The 23,712-nt window shown below is 65.4% G+C and carries 24 protein-coding genes; 21 read left to right on the top strand and 3 right to left on the bottom strand.

The window, feature by feature from the left end:
* Window positions 1–45: 45 nt before the first annotated feature.
* From J2X53_RS12150 to J2X53_RS12140, 3 genes are all read left to right on the top strand, one after another.
* Window positions 46–1,626, top strand: a complete 1,581-nt coding sequence (locus J2X53_RS12150; protein ID WP_349037747.1) for a phytoene desaturase — start codon at window positions 46–48, stop codon at window positions 1,624–1,626.
* On the top strand, window positions 1,623–2,627 hold the full coding sequence (gene crtB / locus J2X53_RS12145; protein WP_349037746.1) for a 15-cis-phytoene synthase: 1,005 nt from the start codon (window positions 1,623–1,625) through the stop codon (window positions 2,625–2,627). Before J2X53_RS12150 ends, crtB begins: the two co-directional genes overlap by 4 nt.
* A 259-nt stretch (window positions 2,628–2,886) precedes the next feature.
* A complete protein-coding gene (locus J2X53_RS12140; RefSeq protein ID WP_349037745.1) occupies window positions 2,887–3,366 on the top strand; it encodes a TspO/MBR family protein in 480 nt (159 codons plus the stop codon).
* 202 nt (window positions 3,367–3,568) lie between these two features.
* Here J2X53_RS12140 and crtC read toward each other — a convergent pair whose 3' ends face one another.
* Window positions 3,569–4,411, bottom strand: coding sequence for a carotenoid 1,2-hydratase (crtC, locus tag J2X53_RS12135; protein WP_349037744.1), 843 nt, complete (start codon window positions 4,409–4,411; stop codon window positions 3,569–3,571).
* The gene (crtD, locus tag J2X53_RS12130) at window positions 4,408–5,958 is read right to left on the bottom strand and encodes a 1-hydroxycarotenoid 3,4-desaturase CrtD (RefSeq protein WP_349037743.1); all 1,551 of its coding nucleotides are present in this window, start codon (window positions 5,956–5,958) and stop codon (window positions 4,408–4,410) included. The genes crtC and crtD overlap by 4 nt, the downstream gene beginning before the upstream one ends.
* Window positions 5,959–6,083: 125 nt before the next feature.
* On the opposite strand from crtD, the gene J2X53_RS12125 reads away from it, so the two are divergent.
* The 17 genes from J2X53_RS12125 to J2X53_RS12045 all read left to right on the top strand — a co-directional run bounded on the left by J2X53_RS12125 (window position 6,084) and on the right by J2X53_RS12045 (window position 22,489).
* Window positions 6,084–6,953: a polyprenyl synthetase family protein gene (locus J2X53_RS12125; RefSeq protein WP_349037742.1), complete on the top strand. Its 870-nt coding sequence runs from the start codon at window positions 6,084–6,086 to the stop codon at window positions 6,951–6,953.
* A gap of 76 nt (window positions 6,954–7,029) precedes the next feature.
* On the top strand, window positions 7,030–8,073 hold the full coding sequence (locus tag J2X53_RS12120; protein ID WP_349037860.1) for a methyltransferase: 1,044 nt from the start codon (window positions 7,030–7,032) through the stop codon (window positions 8,071–8,073).
* Window positions 8,074–8,226: 153 nt separating this feature from the next.
* Window positions 8,227–9,171: a chlorophyll synthesis pathway protein BchC gene (gene bchC / locus J2X53_RS12115; RefSeq protein ID WP_349037741.1), complete on the top strand. Its 945-nt coding sequence runs from the start codon at window positions 8,227–8,229 to the stop codon at window positions 9,169–9,171.
* Window positions 9,168–10,172 (top strand): chlorophyllide a reductase iron protein subunit X, encoded by a 1,005-nt coding sequence (locus J2X53_RS12110; RefSeq protein ID WP_349037740.1) that lies wholly within the window; start codon window positions 9,168–9,170, stop codon window positions 10,170–10,172. Before bchC ends, J2X53_RS12110 begins: the two co-directional genes overlap by 4 nt.
* A gap of 63 nt (window positions 10,173–10,235) precedes the next feature.
* Window positions 10,236–11,756 carry a chlorophyllide a reductase subunit Y gene (gene bchY, locus J2X53_RS12105; protein ID WP_349037739.1) on the top strand — a complete coding sequence of 507 codons (1,521 nt, stop codon included), beginning with the start codon at window positions 10,236–10,238 and terminating at the stop codon, window positions 11,754–11,756.
* 124 nt (window positions 11,757–11,880) lie between these two features.
* Window positions 11,881–13,371, top strand: coding sequence for a chlorophyllide a reductase subunit Z (bchZ, locus tag J2X53_RS12100; protein ID WP_349037738.1), 1,491 nt, complete (start codon window positions 11,881–11,883; stop codon window positions 13,369–13,371).
* Entirely contained in the window at window positions 13,364–13,576 is a 213-nt protein-coding gene (gene pufQ, locus J2X53_RS12095) for a cytochrome PufQ (RefSeq protein WP_349037737.1), read from the top strand. Before bchZ ends, pufQ begins: the two co-directional genes overlap by 8 nt.
* 160 nt (window positions 13,577–13,736) lie before the next feature.
* Complete coding sequence (pufB, locus tag J2X53_RS12090) at window positions 13,737–13,886, top strand: light-harvesting antenna LH1, beta subunit (protein ID WP_100198094.1); 150 nt, start codon at window positions 13,737–13,739, stop codon at window positions 13,884–13,886.
* Window positions 13,887–13,899: 13 nt separating this feature from the next.
* Complete coding sequence (gene pufA, locus J2X53_RS12085; protein ID WP_349037736.1) at window positions 13,900–14,076, top strand: light-harvesting antenna LH1, alpha subunit; 177 nt, start codon at window positions 13,900–13,902, stop codon at window positions 14,074–14,076.
* Window positions 14,077–14,205: 129 nt separating this feature from the next.
* Window positions 14,206–15,054: a photosynthetic reaction center subunit L gene (pufL, locus tag J2X53_RS12080; RefSeq protein ID WP_349037735.1), complete on the top strand. Its 849-nt coding sequence runs from the start codon at window positions 14,206–14,208 to the stop codon at window positions 15,052–15,054.
* On the top strand, window positions 15,047–15,970 hold the full coding sequence (gene pufM, locus J2X53_RS12075; RefSeq protein ID WP_349037734.1) for a photosynthetic reaction center subunit M: 924 nt from the start codon (window positions 15,047–15,049) through the stop codon (window positions 15,968–15,970). The genes pufL and pufM overlap by 8 nt, the downstream gene beginning before the upstream one ends.
* A gap of 9 nt (window positions 15,971–15,979) precedes the next feature.
* Window positions 15,980–16,222 carry an RC-LH1 core complex protein PufX gene (gene pufX / locus J2X53_RS12070; RefSeq protein ID WP_118152686.1) on the top strand — a complete coding sequence of 81 codons (243 nt, stop codon included), beginning with the start codon at window positions 15,980–15,982 and terminating at the stop codon, window positions 16,220–16,222.
* A gap of 195 nt (window positions 16,223–16,417) precedes the next feature.
* Window positions 16,418–18,343, top strand: a complete 1,926-nt coding sequence (gene dxs, locus J2X53_RS12065; RefSeq protein WP_349037733.1) for a 1-deoxy-D-xylulose-5-phosphate synthase — start codon at window positions 16,418–16,420, stop codon at window positions 18,341–18,343.
* A gap of 239 nt (window positions 18,344–18,582) precedes the next feature.
* The gene (locus tag J2X53_RS12060; RefSeq protein WP_349037732.1) at window positions 18,583–19,248 is read left to right on the top strand and encodes a hypothetical protein; all 666 of its coding nucleotides are present in this window, start codon (window positions 18,583–18,585) and stop codon (window positions 19,246–19,248) included.
* Window positions 19,249–19,396: 148 nt separating this feature from the next.
* On the top strand, window positions 19,397–20,050 hold the full coding sequence (locus tag J2X53_RS12055) for a protein-L-isoaspartate O-methyltransferase (RefSeq protein WP_349037731.1): 654 nt from the start codon (window positions 19,397–19,399) through the stop codon (window positions 20,048–20,050).
* 86 nt (window positions 20,051–20,136) lie between these two features.
* The gene (locus J2X53_RS12050; protein ID WP_349037730.1) at window positions 20,137–21,498 is read left to right on the top strand and encodes a TolC family outer membrane protein; all 1,362 of its coding nucleotides are present in this window, start codon (window positions 20,137–20,139) and stop codon (window positions 21,496–21,498) included.
* A gap of 202 nt (window positions 21,499–21,700) precedes the next feature.
* Window positions 21,701–22,489: a hypothetical protein gene (locus J2X53_RS12045; RefSeq protein WP_349037729.1), complete on the top strand. Its 789-nt coding sequence runs from the start codon at window positions 21,701–21,703 to the stop codon at window positions 22,487–22,489.
* Window positions 22,490–22,573: 84 nt separating this feature from the next.
* Here J2X53_RS12045 and J2X53_RS12040 read toward each other — a convergent pair whose 3' ends face one another.
* Complete coding sequence (locus J2X53_RS12040) at window positions 22,574–22,900, bottom strand: DUF6280 family protein (RefSeq protein ID WP_103333163.1); 327 nt, start codon at window positions 22,898–22,900, stop codon at window positions 22,574–22,576.
* A 216-nt stretch (window positions 22,901–23,116) separates the two neighbouring features.
* Between J2X53_RS12040 and efp the strand changes: the two genes are divergently transcribed.
* The gene (gene efp / locus J2X53_RS12035) at window positions 23,117–23,680 is read left to right on the top strand and encodes an elongation factor P (protein ID WP_349037728.1); all 564 of its coding nucleotides are present in this window, start codon (window positions 23,117–23,119) and stop codon (window positions 23,678–23,680) included.
* Window positions 23,681–23,712 lie beyond the last annotated feature (32 nt).

The raw sequence follows: 23,712 nt of genomic DNA, 5'->3' as shown, positions 1-23,712 counted from the left end.
AAGGCTATTGTTGTAAATTAAAATGGACAGGTTATCATCAGCCTCATGCAAAACACATCACGCCCCTCCGCCAGCCTTGCCGCCTCTGATCCCGCCGATCCGGATCAGGCTATTGTCATCGGCGCAGGCCTTGGTGGCTTGGCTTCGGCCATGCGGCTTGGCGCCAAGGGCTACCGGGTGACGGTGCTCGACCGGCTGGACCGGGCGGGCGGGCGCGGCTCGTCTCTCAGCCAGGGCGGCCACCGATTCGATCTGGGGCCGACGATTGTGACGGTGCCGCAGGGCCTGCGCGACCTGTGGGCCGCCTGCGGGCGCGATTTCGACGCCGATGTGACGCTGAAACCGCTGGACCCGTTCTACGAGATCCGCTTTGCCGATGGCGAGACCTTTACCGCCCGGCAGGACGATGCCGCGATCAAGGCCGAGGTGGCACGGATTTCGCCGGGTGATTCAAAGGGCTATGCGCAGTTCCTCAAGGACTCCGAAGCGCGCTACTGGTTCGGCTACGAGGATCTGGGCCGCAAGCCGATGCACAAGATCTGGGACACGCTGAAGGTGATCCCAAAATTCGCCATGCTGCGGGCGGACCGGTCGGTTTATGCCCATGCGAGCGCCCGTGTGAAAGACGAACACCTGCGCTTTGCGCTGTCGTTCCACCCGCTGTTCATCGGCGGCGATCCGTTCAACGTGACCTCGATGTATATCCTTGTCAGCCATCTGGAAAAGGCGTTCGGGGTGCATTACGCCATGGGCGGGGTGCAGGCGATTGCCGACGCCATGGTGCGGGTGATCGGGGCGCAGGGCGGCACGGTGGTGCAAGGGGCGGAGGTGGATGAGATCACCATCGCCGCCGGTCGCGCTTCGGGCGTGCGGCTGGTCTCGGGCGAGACCCTGCCGGCAGCCGTGGTCGTGTCGAACGCCGATGCGGGCCATACCTATGACCGGCTGCTGCGCAACGCGCCCAAAAAACGCTGGACCCCGGCCAAGCTGAAGCGCGCGCGCTGGTCGATGGGCCTCTATGTCTGGTATTTCGGCACCAAGGGCACGGCAGGCATGTGGCGCGATGTGGGCCATCACTCCATCGTTGTCGGCCCGCGTTACCGCGAGCATATCAAGGATATCTTCATTCGCGGCAAGCTGGCCGGGGACATGAGCCTCTATGTGCATCGGCCTTCGGTCACTGATCCGTCTTGCGCACCCAAGGGGGATGACACGTTCTACGTGCTCTCGCCGGTGCCGCATCTGGGCCATGACAACGGGGTGGACTGGGCGGCAGAGGAGGAGCCCTACCGCGCAAAGATGCTCAAGGTGCTGGAAGAGCGCCTGCTGCCGGGGCTGACCGGGCGGGTGAGTGAAAGCCTGACCTTTACGCCCGAAACCTTTCGCGACCGCTACCTGTCGCCTTACGGCGCCGGATTTTCCATCGAGCCACGCATCCTGCAATCGGCCTGGTTCCGGCCGCATAACATCAGCGAAGAGCTGCCGGGGCTGTACCTGGCCGGGGCGGGGACGCATCCGGGCGCGGGTCTGCCGGGGGTGATCGGCACCGCCGAGGTGCTGGGCCGTCTGGTGCCCGATGCGCCGGGCGGGGCCGTACCCGCCGCGTTGCGGATTGCGGCAGAATGATCGCGCCCGACGATATGGCGGCCTGCCGCGCCGCGATCCGCACCGGGTCTTTGTCATTTCATGCCGCCTCGCGCGTGCTGCCCGCCCGGGTGCGCGACCCGGCGCTGGCACTCTATGCCTTTTGCCGGGTGGCGGATGATGAGGTGGATGAGGGCGCGGACAAGGCGGGCGCGGTCCTGCGGCTGCGCGACCGGCTGGATCTGGTCTATCGCGGGGCCCCGCGTGACAGCTATGCCGACCGCGCCTTTGCCGCCGTGGTCGAAGATTTCGACATGCCGCGCGCCTTGCCCGAGGCTTTGCTGGAGGGGCTGGCCTGGGATGCGATCGGGCGGCGCTATGACACGCTGTCTGGCGTGCTGGACTATTCGGCGCGGGTGGCGGCGGCGGTGGGGGCGATGATGTGCGTGCTGATGCGGGTGCGCGACGCCGATGCCTTGGCGCGGGCCTGTGATCTGGGGCTGGCGATGCAGCTGACCAACATCAGCCGCGATGTCGGCGAGGATGCGCGGGCGGGGCGGGTGTTTCTGCCGCTGGACTGGCTGCGCGCCGAGGGTGTTGCAGTGGAGCGGTTTCTGACGGAGCCTGCGGCCTGCGAGGGCGTGCGGCGGGTGACGGCGCGGGTGCTGGGCGAGGCGGACCGGCTCTATCTGCGGGCCGAGGCCGGGGTGGCGGCGCTGCCGCTGGCCTGCCGTCCGGGGATCTTTGCCGCCCGGCATATCTATGCCGGGATCGGCGGTCAGGTGGCGCGGGCCGGATATGATTCGGTGGGCCTGCGGGCGCGGACGGGCAAGGGGCAAAAGCTGGGCTGGCTGATGCTGGCCGGGCTGCGGGCTGCCGCCTCACCGCTGCTGCCGCGTCCGGCGGTGCTGCATGCAAGGCCGGCGGCGGAGGTTGCGTTTCTGGTCGACGCGGCGGCGCGGCAAGGGGCGGCGCGGGGCCGCTCGGAGGCCTTGTTCGAGGTGCTGGCCCAGCTGGAAGCCCGGTCGCGCGGAATGGCCTGACCGGGCGCGTGCCCCCTGTGTTACAGGCTGGGGTTTCCTTTTACATCAATGGGATAGAAGTCGACCGTTAAGGAATTGTTAGGGTTTTGACCGGGGTGCTGCGTGCAGGCGCCCACCCTGGGGAACCGGCGTGGTGCGTGCTGCGTTCATGCTCAAACCAGACGGGTGCGCGGCGGGGGCGCGCCTGCGATCATCGTGCTCTGGCTTGCGCTTTGGTGGGTCTGGTCTAGAAAGAACGGATCACCGAAAGGGCGGGTTCATGGATTTTACGTTGTTTTTCACCTATCTGGCGGCCTGCGGGGCTGCGGCGGCGACGGGGGCGATGTTTCAGCCCGGCGACTGGTATCGCAGCCTGAACAAACCCTGGTGGACCCCGAAGGACTGGATGTTTCCGGTGGCCTGGACGGTTTTGTATATCTGCATTGCACTTGCCGCGATGCGGGTGGCGATGGAGGCCGGGTTTGACCCGCTGGTGGGGCAGGGGCTGGCGCTGTGGGCGGTGCAGATTGCGCTGAACACACTCTGGACCCCGGTTTTCTTCGGGCTGCGCCGCATCCGGGCCGGACTGGTGGTGCTGGGCCTGTTATGGCTGGCGGTGGCGGCGACGTTGCTGGTGTTCTGGCGGATTGACCCGCTGGCCGGTTGGCTGTTTGTGCCCTATCTGCTTTGGGTGACGATTGCGGGGGCGCTGAATGCTTCGGTCTGGATGCGCAATCCTGTGGCCGTCCGCGCGGGCTGAGGCTGCGGGAGCGCTCCGCGCGGGAGTATTTTTGCCAAGATGAAAGCCCGGGCGCTTTGTCTTGCAGCTTTCCCAAATACTCTCGGGGTGAGCCAATTGGTTTCGCCATTGGTTCGAGAGACCAATTGGCTTGGGGGGCAGACAGCCCCCGGGGGAGTCAACGGGCGCAGCGCTTGGCCGGTCCAGACAGACGCGGCCCGGTTCAGTCCCTGAACGTCCAGCCTGCGCGGCGCGGGACGCGGACAGCGAGCATGGGTTTCAGCAAGGGCTGGCGGAAGCGGGTGAGGTCGAGGGCTTCGTGTACGCCGGTGGTGGTCTCGCCGTTGATCCGGGTTTCAACGAGGCTGCGGCTGTAGAATGGCGCGTCGAGCATGTTGAGGCGTTGGCGGGGCATTGTGCCGGCATCGGCGCGGGTTTCGCGGTTCACCTGCCACAGGCTGCGGGCAAAGCGGGTGCGGGGCGGGGCGGTGGTCTCGCGCACCGCGCCTGTGGCGTCGATCTCGACCGCAAGGTCGAGCGTGCTGCCGTCGCGGCGGGTGGCGTCGTAGATGCACAGCGCGCGGCCCTGCATCGGAAAGCGGCCCCAGGTCCAGAAATCGAAATCATCCTCCAGCGCGCGGCTGCCGGAATTGGCGTCGAAATAGCCGTGGCCCTGCCACTGGTGGCCCTGGGTCAGGTTCACCGAGATGTGGCAGGTCGGCGCAAAGGGGCGCCAGATATGGGCGGCGTCTGGGGTCAGCAACACCTCGGTCTGCGTGACCGCCTGCGGGGTCAGGATGATCTGGCCGCGCACCGGGGTGACCATCGGCGGCGCGCCCCATTCGTTGATGTCGATGATCAGCTGGCTGCCGGTCCAGTGCATGCGGCTGGGGCCGACTTCAAAGGTGTCGGCGCTGCGCCGCAAGCCACTGCGGCCCCGGTCGGTCATGGTAAAGCGACTGCCGGGGCCATAGGTGGCGACATTGATGCAGCAGTGATTCTCGGGGTCGCGGCGGCCTGACCAGCGATACCACGGCGAGAACACCGAGCCGATGAAGCCGATCACCGAGACGGCGCGCGTGCCGTCGGTGCTGACCCCGTCGATGTACCACCAGGCATAGCCATTTGGGGCAACGTGGACCCGGAAGTCCGGTCCTGCCAGATCGCCGCGACCGCGTGCCGGGCGGAGAGGGCTGCCATCGGCACCCCCGCCCCCGGATGCGCCCCGCCCCCTGCCAGTATCAGGCCCGGCAGGCGGGTCTGCGCTGTCGGACGCTGGAACGCCGCCAGCATTCCCTCGGGCGAGCGGCCGTAGATCGCGCCCAGTGACGCCGGGTACAGGCTGGCCAGTTGGCCGGGCGTGGTCAGGGCTGTGGCGGGCGGGTCCGGAGAGAAGGTCAGGCCGAACTCCTTCAGCCGGGGGAAGGTGCGCTGGCGGCATCGGGGTTCCTCATCTGGGGTGGGGGCAAGGTTGGGGGGGGCGTTCAGGATGATTTCAAACCGTTCAAGACCCGGCGGGGCGGTGGGGGTGCGGTCCTGCGCACAAAGGTAGAGCGTGGGCTTTTCGGGGGCGTGGCCCTGACCGATGGGGCCGAATTCCGCCTGCGGGTCATCGGTGAAAAAGACATTGTGATGGGTCAGATCAGCGCCATGGGGTTTGGCAGCAAAGGCCCAGACATGGGCCGAAAGGCTGCGCGGGGTGGTTTTGCTTTTTGGGATCGCGCGTTGCGCCTCGGGGCCAAGGTGGCCTTCGGTCAGGGCGGCTGGATCGCCATTGAAGACGCACATGTGGCAGGGCAGCAGATGGCCGCCTTCGGTCTCCACGCCTGAGACGCGGCCATTCCGGGTGACGATGCGGCGGGCGCTGGTAGCGTAGTGGAAGCGGACGCCCATGCTGGCGGCAAGGCCGGCGAGGGCGGCGGCGAGGCTGTGCATGCCGCCCTCGACCGCCCAGACGCCCTGCGCTTCGGCGCGCCAGATCAGGGCGAGCACGCCGGGGGCGTGGCGTGGGCGGCCGCCGACGTAAGTTGCGTAGCGGGCGAATAGCTGGATCAGGCGGGGGTCGCGGAAGTGCAGGCTCAGCAGGCGCTCCAGGGTCATGCCGGGCAGCAGCGCGGGCCAGAGCCGGGGCCGGGTCGCGGCGGCGCGGGCGATCTGCACCGGGTTCGGTCTGGCGGCGCGCATCACCGGGGCGTCGAAGGTGGTGAGCAGCGATTGCGCGAGTCGGTCAAAGCGGGCGAAGGCGGCGGCCTCCCGCGGGCCGGCAAAGGCGTGGATGGCGGCGATATTGGCCTCGGCCTCGGGGGAGAGGTCGAGCGTGGGGCTGCCCTGCCACCAGTGGCGGGCGAGGATGGGTTGCGCGATCAGGCGGATGTGATCGTCGAGGCGCTGACCGGCGAGCGCGAACAGGGCGTCAAACTCGCTGCGCATTGTCAGCACCGTGGGGCCGGTGTCGACCGGGCCGGCGGGCGAGGGCAGGGCACGCGCCTTGCCGCCGGGGGTGTCGGCGCGCTCGATCACGGTGACGGCCAGTCCCATGGCCCGGAGCCGGATGGCGGCGGCGAGGCCACCAAAGCCGGCGCCGATGATGACCACTGTGTCGTGCTGTTCCATGCCCGACATGATGGCGGGCTTGGGGCAGTTGTCCAGAGAGAATGACGTAAAGGTGTAAGTTTTAGTTTACACATGCGCTGTCCGCTGCCACGATGGCGACAAGAGGCGTCAGGAAAGGGCGGCAGATGGCACTGGACGTGCGGGTAGAGGCGGCGATGCTGCGGGCGATGGCTTTGGTGCAGTCGGGTGCGGCTCCGCCACGCCTTGGCGCGGCGCTGCCCTATGCGGTGTTTCCGGGCGGCGCGCGGATCAGGCCCACGATCCTGTTGTCGGTGGCCCTCGCCTGCGGCGATGACCGGCCCGGGCTGTCGGATGCGGCGGCGGTGGCGCTGGAACTGATCCATTGCGCCAGCCTTGTGCATGATGACCTGCCCGCGTTTGATGATGCCGATCTGCGGCGCGGCAAGGCGACGGTCCACCGGGCCTTTGGCGAGCCGCTGGCGGTGCTGGCGGGCGATTCGCTGATCGTGCTGGCGTTCGAGGTGCTGGCGCGTGCGGGGCGTGATTCGCCGGAGCGGGCCTTGCGGCTGGTGAGCGCTTTGGCGCAGCGCACGGGGATGCCGCATGGCATCTGTGCCGGGCAGGGTTGGGAGAGCGAGGCGCAGATTGATCTGGACGCCTATCACCGGGCCAAGACCGGGGCGCTGTTCATTGCCGCCACCCAGATGGGCGCGCTTGCGGCGGGGCAGGATGCCGAGCCGTGGGAGGAGTTGGGCGCGCGGATCGGGGCTGCGTTTCAGGTCGCGGATGACCTGAAAGACGCGCTGCTGGGGGTTGAGGAAACCGGCAAACCGGCGGGGCAGGATGCGGCGCATGGCCGCCCGTCCGCCGTGGCAGAGCTGGGGGTTTCGGGCGCGGTGGCGCATCTGCGCGACATCTTGGGCGGGGCGATTGCCTCGATCCCGGCCTGTCCGGGTGAGGCGATGCTGGCGCAGATGGTGCGGGCCTATGCCGAAAAGATGACCCCGGCGCGGCTGACCGCCGCAAGGGGGTAGGGACATGGCCGATGTGCCGCTGACCGGGCCGGAGCGCTTGCGCAAAGCCGGACCCGGCTGGCTGACCCGCATCGCCATGTCGCCGCGGTTTCATGCAATTGCTGAACGTATTCCCGGTCTTAGGCTTAAGTCGCGGGCCGAGGGGCGTGCGCTTTTCGATGTGGTGTCGGGCTTTGTGCAATCGCAGGCGCTGCTGGCGCTGGTGGAATTGCGGGTGCTGCACCGGCTGGTGGAGGCGCCTTTGACGACCGCCGCATTGGCCCAGGGGGCAGAGGTGCCGCCGGAGCGGATGGCGATTCTGTTGCAGGCCGGGGCGGCCATGAGGCTCGTGCGCCACGCGCGCGGCCTGTGGCATCTGACCCCGCGCGGCGGCGCGTTTCTGACCGTGCCTGGGCTGGAGGCGATGGTGCGGCACCATGATGTTTTGTACCGCGATCTGGCCGACCCGGTGGCGTTCTTCCGGGGGCAGACCCAGCCGGAGCTGGCGCAGTTCTGGCCCTATGTCTTTGGCGCGGGGGGGGCTGCGGACCCGGCCCTTGCCGCGCGCTACAGCCGGTTGATGAGCGACAGTCAGGCGCTGGTGGCGGCCGATACGCTGCGGCTGGTCAGCTTGAACGCTACGCGCCATCTGATGGATGTGGGCGGCGGCACTGGCGCATTTCTGCGCGCGGTGGCGGCGGCCTATCCGGGGCTGCGGCTCACGCTGTTTGACCTGCCCGCCGTGGTGGCGGGGGCGGCGGCGGTGCCCGGTCTGACCGTGCATCCGGGCAGTTTTCGTGACGATTCGCTGCCGCAGGGTGCGGATATGATCAGCCTGATTCGGGTGCTCTATGACCATTCCGACGACACGGTGGCGAAGCTGCTGGCGGCGGTCTTGCAGGCATTGCCGCCCGGCGGGCGGCTCTTGATCTCGGAACCGATGTCAGGCGGGGCGCGGCCTGACCCGGCGACGGATGTCTATTTCGCGATCTACACTCTGGCGATGCAGACTGGCCGGACCCGGTCAGCGGCAGAGATTTCGCGCCTGCTGGCGGCCGCAGGCTTTGCCGATATCCGGGTTTTGCCCGGCGCGCGACCCTATGTCACCTCGGTCGTGACCGCGCAAAAGCCTGCGGCGTAAGGCTGGCAGGGGCGTTTCCAACCCGCCCCACAGCTATCTGCCGAAAAAGTGTCCATTTAAATTGACACAGGCGAATGTAAGTTTAAACTTACACATAACGCAACGGCCCCAAAGGATCGCGACTCTGTGATCAAGGGGAGGGGAGGAGACCACGTGAGAACATCTGCCGTCATCCTGTCCGGGCCGCGCGATCTGGGGCTTGCGACTTTGGGCCTCTGCGCTCCGACGGTCGGGGATCTGGTGGTCGAGGTTTCGCATTCCGGCATTTCGACTGGCACGGAAAAGCTGTTCTGGTCCGGCACGATGCCGCCGTTCCCCGGCATGGGCTATCCGCTGGTACCCGGCTACGAGTCGTTTGGCGAGGTGGTGGAAGCCGCCCCGGAAAGCGGCTTTCGCATCGGTGAGCATGTGTTTGTGCCCGGGGCCAACTGTTTTCAGGACAATGTGCGCGGGCTGTTCGGCGGCGCGTCGCGTCATCTGGTCACCCCTGCGGCGCGTGTGGCGCGGCTGGACCGGAGCATGGGGGCCGAAGGCGCGTTGCTGGCACTGGCCGCCACCGCGCGGCATGCGCTGGCCGGGTTCAACACCGCGCTGCCCGATCTGATCGTGGGGCATGGCACGCTGGGCCGGTTGCTGGCGCGGCTGACCGTGGCGGCAGGCGCGCCTGCGCCGACAGTGTGGGAGACCAACCCGACGCGGCGCAGCGGCGCTGTCGGCTACGAGGTGTTCGACCCCGCCGACGATTCACGCCGCGATTACAAAGCGATTTACGATGCCAGCGGCGCCAAGGGCCTGCTGGATCAGCTGGTGATGCGGCTGGCCCGGGGCGGCGAAGTGGTGCTGGCCGGGTTTTACACCGAGCCGGTGAGCTTTGCCTTTCCGCCCGCCTTTATGAAAGAGGCGCGATTCCGGATTGCCAGCGAATGGACGGCCGATGACCTGACTGCCACCCGCGCCCTGATCGAGAGCGGTGCCTTGTCCCTGTCGGGTCTGATCACCCACACCCGCCCGGCATCGGATGCAACAGAGGCCTACAGAACGGCCTTTGAAGACGCATCCTGCCTGAAAATGATCCTAGACTGGAGCGGCCACGCATGACCCTGGATATCCCGAACCTCAAGGACTTTGACGCCCGTCTGCGCGACGAGGCGCATGAAGAGCCGACGCTGGAAATCCCGCAAGGGGAGCCGACCAAGAAGACGCAGATCATCGCGATCTATGGCAAGGGCGGCATCGGCAAATCCTTCACGCTGGCGAACCTGAGCCATATGATGGCCGAGATGGGCCAGCGGGTGCTGCTGATCGGCTGCGACCCGAAATCGGATACGACTTCGCTGCTGTTTGGTGGCAAGGCCTGCCCGACGATCATCGAGACCTCGACCCGCAAGAAACTGGCGGGCGAGGAGGTCAAGATCGGGGACGTTTGCTTCAAACGCGGCGGTGTGTTCGCGATGGAGCTGGGCGGGCCGGAGGTCGGTCGCGGTTGCGGCGGGCGCGGAATCATCCATGGCTTTGAATTGCTTGAGAAACTTGGGTTCCATGACTGGGACTTTGACTATGTGCTGCTGGATTTCCTCGGCGATGTGGTCTGCGGTGGCTTTGGTCTGCCGATCGCGCGGGACATGGCGCAAAAGGTGATCCTGGTCGCGTCGAACGACCTGCAATCACTCTATGTCGCCAACAATGTGTGCTCGGCGGTGGAGTATTTCCGCCGTCTTGGCGGCAATGTCGGCGTGGCGGGGCTGGTGATCAACAAGGATGACGGCACCGGCGAGGCGGCGGCCTTTGCAGCCGAGGTGAAAATTCCGGTGCTGGCGGCGATTCCGCAGGATGATGACCTGCGCAAGAAATCGGCCAATTATCAGATCGTTGGCAGCTATGAAAGCCAGTGGGGACCGATGTTTGCCGATCTGGCGACGGCTGTGGGCCTTGCCCCCCCGGTGCGTCCGGCACCGCTGACGCAGGACGGGCTCTTGGGACTGTTCAGCGCCGAGCATACGGGGGCAGATTTCGTGCTGACCCCCGCCACCGACGCCGACATGCGCGGCAAATACGCCGGGGTGAAAGCCTCGCTGGAAGTGGTGTATGACAATGTTTGATCTCGAAGCGCTGCGTCAGATGGAAGAAGCGTTGCGCGCGATGCAGCGCAAGGCGGGCCAGCAATGAGCGGGCTGCGCCATGTCAGTACTGATCCGGTACCATCGGTGGATGGCTTCGGCTGTCATGCCGGGGCGGATCAGATGGCGGCGGCGGCACGGGCGGCGGGCAATTCGGACCTGTTGAACCGTTACGCGAAGGATTACCCGCAAGGCCCTCATGACAAACCACAATCCATGTGCCCGGCCTTTGGCTCCCTGCGGGTGGGTTTGCGGATGCGGCGGGTGGCGACGGTGCTTTCGGGCTCCGCCTGCTGTGTGTATGGGCTGACATTTGTGTCCCACTTTTATGGTGCCCGCCGGTCGGTTGGTTATGTGCCCTTCAACTCTGAGACGCTTGTGACCGGCAAGCTCTTTGAGGACATCCGCGACGCTGTGCACGAGTTGGCCGACCCCGCGCGCTATGATGCGGTGGTGGTGACCAATCTGTGCGTGCCGACTGCGAGCGGCGTGCCGCTGCGGCTGTTGCCGAATGAAATCAACGGGGTGCGCATTGTCGGCATTGATGTGCCCGGCTTTGGCGTGCCGACCCATGCCGAGGCCAAGGATGTGCTGGCCGGCGCGATGCTGGCCTATGCGCGGGCCGAAATCATGGCGGGGCCGGTGGCCGCGCCCGCCTCGGGCCGGTCGGACCGCCCGACGGTGGCGCTGCTGGGCGAGATGTTTCCCGCCGATCCGATGATGATCGGCGCGATGCTGGCGCCGATGGGGCTGGCGGCGGGGCCGGTGGTGCCGTGCCGGGAATGGCGCGAGCTGTATGCCGCACTCGACTGCAAGGTCGTGGCCGCGATCCACCCGTTCTACACCGCTGCCGTGCGCGAGTTTCAGGCGGCGGGCCGTGCGGTGGTCGGATCGGGTCCGGTCGGGTTTGATGGTACGATGGACTGGTTGAAGAACATCGGCGAAGCCTATGATGTTTCATCAGAAAAGATCGTGGCGGCGCAGAATGCCTTTGGCGCTGCGATCAAGGCTGCACTGGCCGCGAACCCGATCAAGGGCCGGATCACGCTGTCGGGATATGAAGGATCGGAGTTGTTGGTGGCGCGCCTGCTGATCGAGAGCGGGGCCGAAGTGCCCTATGTCGGCACCGCCTGCGCACGCAATGAATGGAGCGAGGCGGATCGGGCCTGGCTGGCCGACAAGGGGGTGGCGGTGAAGTTCCGCGCCAGCCTGGAGGATGATTGCGCGGCAATGGCGGGGTTCCAGCCGGATCTGGCGATTGGCACAACGCCGGTGGTGCAAAAGGCGAAAGAGCTGGGGATTCCAGCGCTTTATTTCACGAACCTCATCTCGGCCCGCCCCCTGATGGGGCCTGCCGGAGCGGGATCGCTGGCGCAGGTGATCAATGCGGCGATGGGCAACAAGGCCCGGATGCTGGGGATGAAGACCTTCTTCGAAGGGGTCGGCTCGGGCGATACCGGCGGCATCTGGGAGGGCGCGCCAAACCTGCGGCCCGATTTCCGGGCGGCGCATCAGAAGAAGCTGGACAAGCTGGCGAAGGCCGCCAAGGCGGAGGAGATGATATGATCCGCCGCAACGATTTTTCTGCGAAAAATCTGAAGACCAAAGTTTCTGCGAAACTTTGGCGGGAATGTTCGCAGAACATTCGTGGGCTTGATCTTTCGCAGAAAGATCGTGGGGGGGCAGGGACATGCTGATCCAGGATCATGACCGCGCCGGCGGCTATTGGGGCGCAATCTATGCCTTCTGCGCCGTCAAGGGCTTGCAGGTGGTGATCGACGGCCCGGTGGGCTGCGAGAACCTGCCGGTCACTTCGGTGCTGCACTACACAGATGCTCTGCCGCCGCACGAATTGCCGATTGTGGTCACGGGCCTGGGTGAGGATGAGATGACCTCGGGCACCGAGTCCTCGATGGCGCGGGCGTGGAAGACGCTGGACCCGGCGCTGCCTGCGGTCGTCGTCACCGGCTCGATTGCCGAGATGATCGGCGGCGGCGTCACGCCTGCGGGCACCAATATCCAGCGGTTCTTGCCGCGCACCATTGATGAGGATCAATGGCAATGCGCCGACCGGGCGATGACCTGGATCTTCACCGAGTTCGGCATGACCAAGGGCCGGATGCCGCTGGAGAAAAAGCGCGCCGAGGGCGACGCCCCGCGCGTCAACATTCTGGGGCCGATGTATGGCACCTTCAACATGGCATCGGATCTGTACGAGATCCGCCGTCTGGCCGAGGGCATCGGGGCCGAGGTCAATATGGTGATGCCGCTGGGCGCGCATCTGGCCGAGATGCGCAATCTGGTGAATGCCGATGTGAACATCGTGATGTACCGCGAGTTTGGCCGGGGTCTGGCCGAGGTGCTGGGCAAGCCGTATCTGCAGGCGCCATTTGGCCTCGATTCGACCACCAAGTTCCTGCGCGCCCTGGGCGACCTCCTTGGGCTGGACCCGGAGCCGTTTATTGAGCGCGAGAAGCATTCGACGCTGAAGCCAGTCTGGGATCTGTGGCGGTCGGTCACGCAGGATTTCTTTGCCACTGCCAATTTCGCGATTGTCGCCAATGACACCTATGCGCGCGGCGTGCGGGCTTATCTTGAGGATGATCTGGGCCTGCCTTGTGCCTTTGCCGTGTCCCGCGTGGCGGGGTCAAAGACCAACAACGAGGCGGTGCGCGCACAGCTGAAGCAGCACCGACCGCTGATCGTGATGGGGTCGATCAACGAGAAGATGTATCTGGCCGAGCTGAAGGGCGGGCATGGACCTGCGCCGAGTTTCATCGCCGCGAGCTTTCCCGGCGCTGCGATCCGGCGCCATACCGGCACGCCGTTCATGGGCTATGCCGGTGCGGTCTGGATCTTGCAGGAGGTGTGTAACGGGCTGTTCGAGGCCTTGTTCCACATCCTGCCGCTGGGGTCCGAGATGGATTCGGCTGCGGCCACCCCCACCACGCTGCGGCGTGATTTCCCCTGGGATCTGGATGCGCAGGCCGCATTGGACCGTATCGTTTCCGAACATCCGGTGCTGACCCGGATCTCTGCCGCCAAATCCCTGCGGGATGCGGCGGAAAAGGCCGCGCTCGACCAGGGGGCCGAGCGGGTGATTGTCGAATTTGTCGAAGGATTGCGTGGGGATGCCCGCCAGTCCGTGAGCCGGGAAACCAAGGGAGGCACCCATGAGTGACCAGACCGCAGGCGGGCATGCGCACCGCACGCCGAAAGCCGAGTTCTACATCTATTTCACGATGATCTTTGTGGTCGCCGTACCCTTGTCCCTGGCGGCCTGGGTCTGGGCGGTGATCCGTCACCAGCGCCTGCCGGTGCATGGGCCGCTGGCCCGGGCCTGGCTGGAGGCCAAGGCGATCACGCCCGCGATTTTCCGGCCGTAACCCGGCCACGCAATTCCCTTCCGCCGCGCCCGTCGGGAGTCACCGCTTCGTTCTGCCGCCAACCATCGCGGCGGATCGGAAAACACGGGTTCGGCACTCCGCCGATCCGTGACCCCCGCCGCAGGGTATGCGGCGGCAGTCTCCAAATCCGGAGGATACTATGGCTGATAGAACCGACCTGAGCTTCACAGGTCTTACCGACGAACAGGCGCAGGAACTGCACTCTGTTTACATGAGCGGGCTCTGGCTCTTCACGGCAATCGCCGTGGTTGCCCACCTTGCCGTGTATATCTGGCGCCCTTGGTTCTGAGGAGGATCACACAATGTCGAAATTCTACAAAATCTGGCTGATCTTCGATCCCCGTCGCGTGTTTGTGGCACAGGGCGTTTTCCTGTTCCTGCTGGCGGCGATGATCCACCTCGTCCTGCTGTCGACCCCGTCCTACAACTGGCTCGACATCGCAGCGACGAAGTACAACCGCGTCGTGGTTGCGGAGTAATCCGTGACCCCCTTCACGGGCGGCCCGCTGGCCGGGTCGCCCGCGAAAACCACACTGAATGTCAAGTCGGCCTCCCATGGCGCATTCCGCCCATGACGGGACCGCCTCCATAAACGCGGAGAGGGAAGCATGGCACTGCTCAGCTTCGAACGAAAATACCGCGTGCCGGGCGGCACGCTTGTCGGCGGGAACCTGTTCGACTTCTGGGTCGGTCCTTTCTACGTCGGCTTCTTTGGTGTCGTGGGCTTTTTCTTTGCCGCCCTCGGCACGATCCTGATTTTTTACGGCGCGAGCCTGCAGGGGACATGGAACCCCTGGCTGATCTCGATCGCGCCGCCGCCGGTAGAGATGGGCCTTGCCGCGGCACCCCTGCGTGAGGGCGGGCTGTGGCAGGTGATCACGATCTGCGCCATCGGGGCCTTCACGGCCTGGGCGCTGCGCGAGGTGGAAATCTGCCGCAAGCTGGGCATGGGGTATCATGTGCCGGTCGCGTTCGGGGTGGCGATTTTCGCATACCTGACGCTGGTGGTGATCCGCCCGGTGCTGATGGGGGCCTGGGGCTATGCCTTTCCTTACGGGATCTTTACCCACCTCGACTGGGTGTCGAACACCGGCTACCAATATGGCAACTTTCACTACAATCCGGCGCATATGATCGCGGTGAGTTTCTTCTTCACCACGGCGCTTGCCCTGTCCTTGCACGGCGCGCTGATCCTGTCGGCGGCCAACCCTGAAAAGGGCAAGGAGATGCGGACGCCGGATCATGAAGACACCTATTTCCGCGATCTGATCGGCTATTCGGTCGGCACCTTGGGCATTCACCGCGTCGGGCTGTTGCTGGCGCTGAATGCCGGGTTCTGGTCGGCGATCTGTATCGTGATCTCGGGCACCATCTGGTTTGATCAGTGGGTGTTCTGGTGGGACTGGTGGCTGCAACTGCCGTGGTGGGCCGGAATTGAGGGAGGCATCAATGGCTGAGTATCAAAATATCTTCACGCAAGTGCAGGTCCGGGCCGAGCCTGAACTGGGGCTGGTCGAAGGTGTCGATCTGTTCAACCGCACCAAGACCGCCGGGTTTTCCAACCTGATGGGCTGGATCGGCAACGCGCAGCTGGGGCCGGTCTATCTGGGCACCATGGGCGTGATCTCTCTGGTCTCCGGTGCGATCTGGTTCTTCACCGTGGGCGCGTGGTTCTGGTATCAGGCGGGTCTGAACCCGGCTGTGTTCCTGCGCGACCTGTTCTGGTTCAGCCTTGAGCCACCGGCCGAGGAATATGGTCTGGGCTTTGCCCCGATTGCCGAAGGCGGGTTGTGGATCATCGCCAGCTTCTTTTTGCTGATCTCTGTCTGTGCCTGGTGGGTGCGGACCTATCTGCGGGCGCAAGCGCTGGGGATGGGCAAGCATGTGTCCTGGGCCTTTGCCTCGGCGATCTGGCTGTTTCTGGTGCTCGGTCTGATCCGGCCGATCCTGATGGGATCGTGGAGCCATGCTGTGCCTTATGGCATCTTCAGCCATCTGGACTGGACCAACCTGTTCAGCCTGACCTATGGCAACCTGTTCTATAACCCGTTCCATGCGCTTTCCATCGCGTTCCTGTACGGCTCGGCCCTGCTGTTTGCCATGCATGGCGCGACCATTCTGGCGGTCAGCCGTTTCGGCGGCGACCGCGAGCTGGAGCAGATCATCGACCGGGGCACGGCATCGGAACGGGCGGCGCTGTTCTGGCGCTGGACCATGGGCTTTAACGCCACGATGGAGGGGATTCACCGCTGGGCCTGGTGGTTTGCGGTGCTTGTCACGCTGACCGGCGGGATCGGCATTCTGTTGACCGGGACTGTGGTGGACAACTGGTTTGTCTGGGCACAGGAACACGGCTACGCGCCGCCACAGTGAGGGAGCATCATGTCTGACAAACCGTTCTACGAGACCGAGAGTCCGACCATCCGTCTGCGCACCTGGGTCTTTGGCCAGATGGTGTGGGGGGCCTTTCTGGCCGGGGTGTTTCTGCTGGGGATCGGGATCTTTATCGGCGCAATCTATGCCATCGGGCTGTTGTTGCCCGAGGAAAGCCGCCAGACCCCGGACCCGATGCCACGGTCCAGCCTTGAGCAGCCGTTGGCAGCGCCGGGGCACGATCTGGCCTGATGCTTTGCGCGGGCGGCGGTGTCGCCCGGGCCAACCTTATTCGGGCCAAGATGCCGGTCCGGATCCGGGGCGCAACCACAGCCCGGTTCCCTTCCTGTTGGCGACAGGGACCTGGTGCCGTGTGGAGCTGATCCATGCGGCACTTTTTTGCATTTGGCCCTCAGGGGTCGGACGACCGCTTTGGAGGAGGCGACGATGGGAGATTTCACCATTCACACCCCAGTTCTGGACCGCGTGTCCGGCCCCGCTGACCTCAAGGCGCTGTCTGACGCCGAGCTTGCGGCACTGGCCGGTGAGCTGCGGCGCGAGACGATTGAAGTGGTCAGCCGGACCGGCGGGCATCTGGGGTCGTCGCTGGGTGTGGTCGAGCTGACGGTGGCTATTCATGCGGTGTTCAACACGCCGCTGGACAAGCTGATCTGGGATGTCGGGCACCAGTGCTATCCGCACAAGATCTTGACCGGGCGGCGCGACCGGATGCTGACCCTGCGGCAGGCGGGGGGGCTTTCGGGCTTTACCAAGCGGTCGGAGTCGGAATTTGACCCCTTTGGTGCGGCGCATTCCAGCACCTCGATCAGCGCCAGCCTGGGCTTTGCTGTGGGGCGCGAGATGGGCATGCCGGTGGGCGATACGATTGCGGTGATCGGCGACGGCGCGATCACGGCGGGCATGGCTTATGAGGCGATGAACCATGCCGGGCATCTGAAAAGCCGGATGTTCGTGATCCTGAACGACAATGACATGAGCATCGCCCCCCCGGTCGGGGCCTTGCAGCGCTATCTGAATGACATTGCGGTCAAGGGGCCTCTGGCCACGCTGAAAGCGGTGGCCGAAGGGGTGGAGGCGCATCTGCCGGGTGCGGTGCGCGAAGGCGCGCGGCGGGCGCGTCAGATGGTGACGGGGATGCCGGGCGGCGGCACCTTGTTCGAAGAGTTCGGCTTTACCTACATCGGGCCGGTGGACGGGCATGACATGCCGTCGCTGCTGGCCACGTTGCGCGCGGCGCGGGCGCGGGCCACGGGGCCGGTGCTGATCCACGCCGTGACGGTCAAGGGCAAGGGCTATGCCCCGGCGGAAGGCGCGGATGACAAATATCACGGGGTGGCCAAGTTCGACGTGGCGACCGGCGCGCAGGTGAAAGCAAAGTCGAATGCGCCGAGTTATACGGCGGTGTTCGGGCAAAGGCTGACTGAGGAGGCGGCACGTGATCCGCGCATTGTGGGCATCACGGCGGCGATGCCGGGGGGCACCGGCCTTGACGTGATGGCGCGGCGGTTTCCGGCACGGGTGTTTGACGTGGGCATCGCCGAGCAGCACGGGGTGACCTTTGCCGCCGGGCTGGCGGCGAGCGGGATGAAACCGTTCTGCGCAATCTACTCCAGCTTTCTGCAACGCGGCTATGATCAGATCGTGCATGATGTCTGCCTGCAAAATCTGCCGGTGCGCTTTGCCATCGACCGGGCGGGTCTGGTCGGGCAGGACGGTGCGACCCATGCCGGGGCGTTTGATGTGGCGTTTCTGGCCAACCTGCCCAACATGACGGTGATGGCCTGCGGCGATGAGGCCGAGCTGTGCGACATGATCGCGACGGCGGTGGCGCATGATGCGGGGCCGATTGCGTTCCGCTATCCGCGCGGCGAGGGGCTGGGCGTAGAGATGCCCGAGCGTGGCCGGGTGCTGGAGATCGGCAAGGGCCGGGTGCTGCGGCGCGGGCGCGACGTGGCGCTGGTGTCGTTCGGCGCGCATCTGGGCGAGGTGCTGGCGGCGGCGGAGCTGCTGGAGGCCGAGGGCATCTCGGTCACGGTGGCCGATGCCCGCTTTGCCAAGCCGCTGGATGTGGGGCTGATCGAGCAGCTGATCGAGGATCACGCGGCGCTGATCACGGTGGAGCAGGGCAGCACCGGCGGCTTTGGCGCGCTGGTGCTGCACCATCTGGCCGGGGCAGGGCTGCTGGAGCGCGGCCGGGCGATCCGCACCATGGTGCTGCCGGACCGGTTCATTGATCAGGCGGCACCAGGGCAGATGTACGCCTGGGCCGGGTTGCAGGCCAGCGACATTGCGACAACGGCGCGCGGGGCGTTGCGGCGCGAGGTGGCGGGCAAGGGGCTGCGGCTGGTCTGAGGCGGTGCCTCTGGTTGGTGGCGGACGCGCGCCGCGCGGGAGTATTTTGAAAGCAGCAATGCGCAGGGGGGAGTCCTGAGCTGGCCGGGTCTTTGGCCGGGCCGGTTTTTCCCCCGGAATGGCTTGCAAAACTGAAGCGGGCGTTGGACAAGTTGCGCGACAGGGGCAGCCGGGCGCGCCGTGGGTTTGGCGCGCAGGATGTTCTCGCAGGCAGGAGGTCTGAGGTGCGGCAACGTTTCATGCAGGCAGTGCTTTGGGCGCTGATGCCCTTGGCGGGGCTGGCGGAACCGGTGACGGTCAACGTGACCGCGCTGCTGCCCGAGGGGGGGACGGCGGGTCCGGTGTCGTGGTCGGCGGTGCCGCTGGACCTGCCGGAAGAGGCGGATGTGCTGGAGGCGATGATCATGACGCCCGAGCCGGTGGACGGGCCGTGGCAGGTCGTGCTGGAGCCGGGGGAGTATCTGCTTTCCGGCTTTACCGAGGCAGAGCTGTTTGAAGCCAAGGCGCTGGTGACCGCGCAGACCACGCAGATCGCGGTGCCGGTGCTGGCGATCGAGCCTGCGGTGGCGCTGCGCTGCACCGAGCCGCGCTGTGATTACACCGACGCCAAAACCGGGCTGCGTGTGACCCTGCCGCAAGGCTGGGCGGTCGAGACGCCGTATCACGCCGATCTGGGCGAGGGTCAGCTGGCCGAAGAGGTCTCGGCGGTGTTTTTCGAGGATGTCGAGGGCGATGGCGGCGCGGTGTGGTTTCTGAACCCGGTGGACTGGATCACCGGCGACACCGGCCCCTGTCGTGCGGTGGCGCAGGGCAATCTGTGCAGCTTTGATCTGACACCGGCGGCAGAGGCGGCGTATTCGGTGATTGCGCCGTCTTTACAGATGGTTAACATGCCTGCGGAATAGGCGGCGCGGGCAGAAGGCACCGGGTCGCAACCGGAAAAGCGTGGGAAAAATGCTATACGGTTCCGGGTGGGACAGTCTGTGCCGTTGCCCCTGCCGGGGAGATGTGGCAAGACTTGACACAGCCGATCCAGACCCATGAGTTCAGCCCATGACCGATTTTTCTGCCCGCCGCGTGATGATGGTTGACACTCAGGTGCGCCCGTCTGACGTGACCAAGTTTCCGATCATCGAAGCCATGCTGAGCGTGCCGCGCGAGACCTTTGTGCCGCGCGACAAGCGCGAGGCGGCCTATATGGGGGAAAACCTGCTGCTGCGGCCGGGTCGGGTGGTGCTGGAACCGCGTACTTTGGCCAAATTGCTGGATTCGCTGGACATTCAGCCGGATGAGATGGTGCTGGATCTGGGCTGTGGCTTGGGCTATTCCGCCGCCGTGCTGGCGCGTCTGGCCGATGCGGTGGTCGCGGTCGAGGAAGATGAAGCGATGGCGACAGAGGCGCAGCATCTGCTGTCGCAGGCCTCGGTCGACAATGCGGCGGTGATCGTCGGGCCGCTGGCGGCAGGGGCTGCCAAGCATGGGCCCTATGACGTGATCACGGTGCAGGGCGGGGTGGAGGTTATTCCACCGGCGCTGCTGGACCAGCTGAAAGACGGCGGCCGGATCGCGGCGGTGTTTATGGAGGGCGCGCTGGGCGTGGCCCGGATCGGTTACAAGTCAGAGGGCAAGGTCAGCTGGCGGTTTGTGTTCAATGCTGCGGCGCCGGTGCTGCCGGGATTTGCCGCGACGGGTGGATTTACGCTCTGACGGTTTTGGTTTGACTTTGTTTCGACGACGGAAAGCGGTCCCCGGCGCGTAAAGAACCGGGGCGAAATGACAGGAGCAGTCTGGAAATGCGTGGATTCTTTGCAGCAGCGGCGGTTGCGGTCAGTGTTCTGGCGGCACCGGTTGCCCAGGCGGAGACGCTGACCGACGCTTTTATCGCGGCTTACCGCACCTCGAACCTGCTGGACAAGCAGGCGGCGACCTTGCGGGCGGCGGATGAAGATGTGGCGCAGGCGATGTCGACGCTGCGGCCGGTGGTCGATTTCGTGCTGGGCAGCGGCTATTCCCGCGCCCGTCAGGCCAGCAACGCCCCGGTGACCGAGGGGGTGCGCACGACCTTTGATCTGACGGCGCAGTTGGTGTTGCTGGATTTCGGACGCCGGGCGCTGCAGATCGAGATCGCCAAGGAATCGGTGCTGGCCACACGTGAATTGCTGCGCGGCGTGGAACAGGATGTGCTGTTTGCTGCGGTTGCGGCCTATGTCGATGTGCAGGTCAACCAGCAGCTGCTGTCGCTGCGCGACTCGAACGTGCGGCTGGTGACCCAGGAATTGCGCGCGGCGCAGGACCGGTTCGAGGTTGGCGAGATCACGCGGACCGATGTGTCGATTGCCGAGGCCCGGCTGGCGGCAGCGCGGGCCGGTTATGCGGCGGCTGAGGGCAATCTGATGGTCGCGCGTGAGGCGTTCAAGGCGGCGACCGGGGCCTATCCGCGCAATCTGGCGCGGCTGCCGACATCGCCGCGCCTGCCCGCCTCGATGGAGGCGGCGCGGACGGTGGCGCTGCGGACGCATCCGTCGCTTCTGGCAGCACAGCGCCGGGTCACAATCGGCGATCTGGCGGTGGAATTGCAAAAGGCGGCCTTCCGCCCGACGCTTTCGGCGCGGGCCGGGGTCGGGCTGAATGATGCGGGCGGTGATGACCAGAGCTTTGGCCTGTCGCTGAACCAGCGGGTGTATTCGGGCGGCAATCAGGCGTCGTTGCTGCGCCAGTCGATTGCCAACCGCGACGGCGCACGCGCCGATCTGGGGCAGGCCGGGGTGCAGATCGCGCAGGCGGTCGGCAATGCCTGGGCCGGGCTGGAGATTGCCAACGCGCAGGTGCAGGCCGGTGACCGGCAGATCCGCGCCGCGCAGACCGCGTTTGACGGCGTGCGCGAAGAGGCAAGCCTTGGCGCGCGCACCACGCTGGATGTGCTGAACGCCGAGCAGGAACTGCTGGACGCGCGGGTCACCCGGATTCAGGCCGAGGCGCAGCGCTATCTGGGCGTGTACCAGATTCTGCAGGCCATGGGCCTGTTGTCGGTCGAACATCTGCAGCTGGGCATCCCGACCTATGATCCGGCGGCCTATTACAACACGGTCAAGAACGCGCCGGTCCATTCGGCGCAGGGCAAAAAGCTGGACCGGATTCTGGAAAAGCTGAAGTAAGCGCGGCGCAGAAGCGGGCAGCGGCGGAAATGCGTTAACGCAGCATGCGTCCTTTTCTTGTGCTGCGGCCCGTGTGGGATTAGACTGGCGCAAAGAACCGGCAGGCGGCGTGTTGTGCGCCGTCACTCAAAGCCGGGCATGTGGCAGGATAGCGGGCTGGGTGACCGGCCTGAATACGGGCAGGGGCGTCATGTCGGAACCGATGAGCAATCATGAAATCGAGGACGTTCTGTCCTCTATCCGTCGTCTGGTGTCAGAAGATCTGCGCCCGGCACCGGCCTCTGCGCCAGAGCCGGCGGCGGAAAAGCTGCTGCTGACCCCGGCGCTGCGGGTGGTGACGGCGCAGGATGCGGTCCCACCTGAGCCTGAGGATGCTTTTTTCCCTGAGCCAGAGCCGCTGGCCCCGGTCGAAGATGTGGTGTCACGGCTGGGCGCTGCGGTAACCGAAGAAGAATGGGAATCGCCCTTTGGCGATCCCGAAGTCTGGCCGGGCACCCTGGCATCCGATGCCCCGCCGCGGGATGCGGCTGTCGGATCACGCCTGCAGGACACGGCGGCGCCGCCCGACTTTATGGAAGCGCCAAGAACCGGATTTGCCGAGGTCGAGGATCTGCCGCCGGAAACGGCAGAGGCAGAAAGTGTCGGCGCGGCAGCCGATGCGACTGTGACCGCTGCCCCGCATCGCCTGACCTTGCGAGAGGTGACCCCGCCGCCGCAGGACAACAGCTGGGAGGATGACGGCTGGGCCGACGAGGCCGAGGCGGCGGTGCGGGCCGATCTGGCGCAGGAGACCGAGGACGAGGTGATCTCGGGCCTCTATGACGCGCAGGCGGGCGGCATGGTGTTTGACGAAGAGGTGCTGCGCGATCTGGTGCGCGACCTGATCCGTGAAGAGCTGTCGGGCACTCTGGGCGAGCGGATCACCCGCAATGTGCGCAAACTGGTGCGGGCCGAGATCGCCCGTGCGATGGCGCTGCGCGAGTTCGAGTAACCCCGCCCCCTTAACCCTTGTACCGGAGCGGAAACGCAAAACGCGCCCCGTGGGGCGCGTTCTGGTTTCCGGCCAGCGGATGGATCAGGCGGCTTCGCCCATTTCCGATTCCAGCGCGTGGCGCCGTTCGGATTCTTCGCGGCTGAGCGCGACAGAGGTGCGCACACCTTTGGACACGAATTCCATCAGGCCCTTGACCACCCGTTCGTTCGGGTCGATCCCGGCACAGGACAACACCTCACGCCCGTCGCGCGAGCGTGCCCAACGTGCAATCTGTTCAGGCCCGTTGCCGTATTTTTTATCATCTGCGATGGCATCGTCCAGCGCAGCAAGCACCACGGCGGCAAAAAGCTTGCGCGCGCGTTGGCCTTGTTCGTAATTGAAAGCGGTGCTGTCAACGAAACCAGTCATTTTGGCAGTCCTTATTCTTGCTCTTGTCTTTCTCGGTGTCGGGCGAACCTAAACCTTTCGGAGCGATTCGGCACCACCCGTTTTGCAATCCTGTCATGCACGTGATGCATGGCTGACGCAAAGGAATACTGTATTTAGTCTGCTTGCCCGCGTTGGACTGCCCAGATATAGGTGTGGCGCTTTCGACTTCAACCTTTTGTCAAGGTTTTGCCACAAATGCCTAAAATCAACGGAAACGAAATCAAGCCCGGAATGGTGCTGGAGCATGAGGGTGGCCTGTGGGCTGCCGTAAAGGCAAACCATGTAAAGCCGGGAAAAGGCGGGGCTTTTGCCCAGGTCGAGCTGAAGAACCTGCGCGACGGCCGCAAGCTGAACGAGCGCTTCCGATCAGAGGACAAGATCGAAGAGGTCCGGCTGGAGAACAAGGATCAGCAGTTCTTGTACGAGACCGACGGGCGGCTGGTGTTCATGGATTCCGAGACCTATGAGCAGATCGAGCTGGATGCCGAGCTTCTGGGCGACCGGCGGCCCTTCCTGCAGGACGGCATGACCGCAACGGTGCGCTACTACGGCGACGAGGCGTTGGCGGTGACGCTGCCGCAAAAGGTGAAATGCCGGATCGTCGAGACCGAGCCGGTGGTCAAGGGCCAGACGGCGGCGAACAGCTTCAAGCCGGCGATCCTGGACAATGGCGTGCGGATCATGATCCCGCCGTTCATCGGGCAGGATGAAGAGATCCTCGTGCATACGGAACTGATGGAATATTCCGAACGCGCCTGACGGGGCGAATTTTCTGCGAAAATTCTGAGGAA

It is taken from the genome of Pseudotabrizicola sp. 4114, assembly GCF_031457365.1.
In the GTDB taxonomy this organism is placed as follows: domain Bacteria; phylum Pseudomonadota; class Alphaproteobacteria; order Rhodobacterales; family Rhodobacteraceae; genus Pseudotabrizicola.
The sequence above is the reverse complement of the archived record's forward strand: the minus strand, read 5'-3'. Positions and strand labels throughout refer to the sequence as shown.

Coding starts and splice junctions, on each gene's coding strand:
- J2X53_RS12150 (WP_349037747.1), top strand. CDS start 46: ATGCAAAACACATCACGCCCCTCCGCCAGCCTTGCCGCCTCTGATCCC.
- crtB (WP_349037746.1), top strand. CDS start 1,623: ATGATCGCGCCCGACGATATGGCGGCCTGCCGCGCCGCGATCCGCACC.
- J2X53_RS12140 (WP_349037745.1), top strand. CDS start 2,887: ATGGATTTTACGTTGTTTTTCACCTATCTGGCGGCCTGCGGGGCTGCG.
- crtD (WP_349037743.1), bottom strand. CDS start 5,958: ATGGAACAGCACGACACAGTGGTCATCATCGGCGCCGGCTTTGGTGGC.
- J2X53_RS12125 (WP_349037742.1), top strand. CDS start 6,084: ATGGCACTGGACGTGCGGGTAGAGGCGGCGATGCTGCGGGCGATGGCT.
- J2X53_RS12120 (WP_349037860.1), top strand. CDS start 7,030: ATGTCGCCGCGGTTTCATGCAATTGCTGAACGTATTCCCGGTCTTAGG.
- J2X53_RS12110 (WP_349037740.1), top strand. CDS start 9,168: ATGACCCTGGATATCCCGAACCTCAAGGACTTTGACGCCCGTCTGCGC.
- bchY (WP_349037739.1), top strand. CDS start 10,236: ATGAGCGGGCTGCGCCATGTCAGTACTGATCCGGTACCATCGGTGGAT.
- bchZ (WP_349037738.1), top strand. CDS start 11,881: ATGCTGATCCAGGATCATGACCGCGCCGGCGGCTATTGGGGCGCAATC.
- pufQ (WP_349037737.1), top strand. CDS start 13,364: ATGAGTGACCAGACCGCAGGCGGGCATGCGCACCGCACGCCGAAAGCC.
- pufB (WP_100198094.1), top strand. CDS start 13,737: ATGGCTGATAGAACCGACCTGAGCTTCACAGGTCTTACCGACGAACAG.
- pufA (WP_349037736.1), top strand. CDS start 13,900: ATGTCGAAATTCTACAAAATCTGGCTGATCTTCGATCCCCGTCGCGTG.
- pufL (WP_349037735.1), top strand. CDS start 14,206: ATGGCACTGCTCAGCTTCGAACGAAAATACCGCGTGCCGGGCGGCACG.
- pufM (WP_349037734.1), top strand. CDS start 15,047: ATGGCTGAGTATCAAAATATCTTCACGCAAGTGCAGGTCCGGGCCGAG.
- pufX (WP_118152686.1), top strand. CDS start 15,980: ATGTCTGACAAACCGTTCTACGAGACCGAGAGTCCGACCATCCGTCTG.
- dxs (WP_349037733.1), top strand. CDS start 16,418: ATGGGAGATTTCACCATTCACACCCCAGTTCTGGACCGCGTGTCCGGC.
- J2X53_RS12060 (WP_349037732.1), top strand. CDS start 18,583: ATGCAGGCAGTGCTTTGGGCGCTGATGCCCTTGGCGGGGCTGGCGGAA.
- J2X53_RS12055 (WP_349037731.1), top strand. CDS start 19,397: ATGACCGATTTTTCTGCCCGCCGCGTGATGATGGTTGACACTCAGGTG.
- J2X53_RS12050 (WP_349037730.1), top strand. CDS start 20,137: ATGCGTGGATTCTTTGCAGCAGCGGCGGTTGCGGTCAGTGTTCTGGCG.
- J2X53_RS12045 (WP_349037729.1), top strand. CDS start 21,701: ATGAGCAATCATGAAATCGAGGACGTTCTGTCCTCTATCCGTCGTCTG.
- J2X53_RS12040 (WP_103333163.1), bottom strand. CDS start 22,900: ATGACTGGTTTCGTTGACAGCACCGCTTTCAATTACGAACAAGGCCAA.
- efp (WP_349037728.1), top strand. CDS start 23,117: ATGCCTAAAATCAACGGAAACGAAATCAAGCCCGGAATGGTGCTGGAG.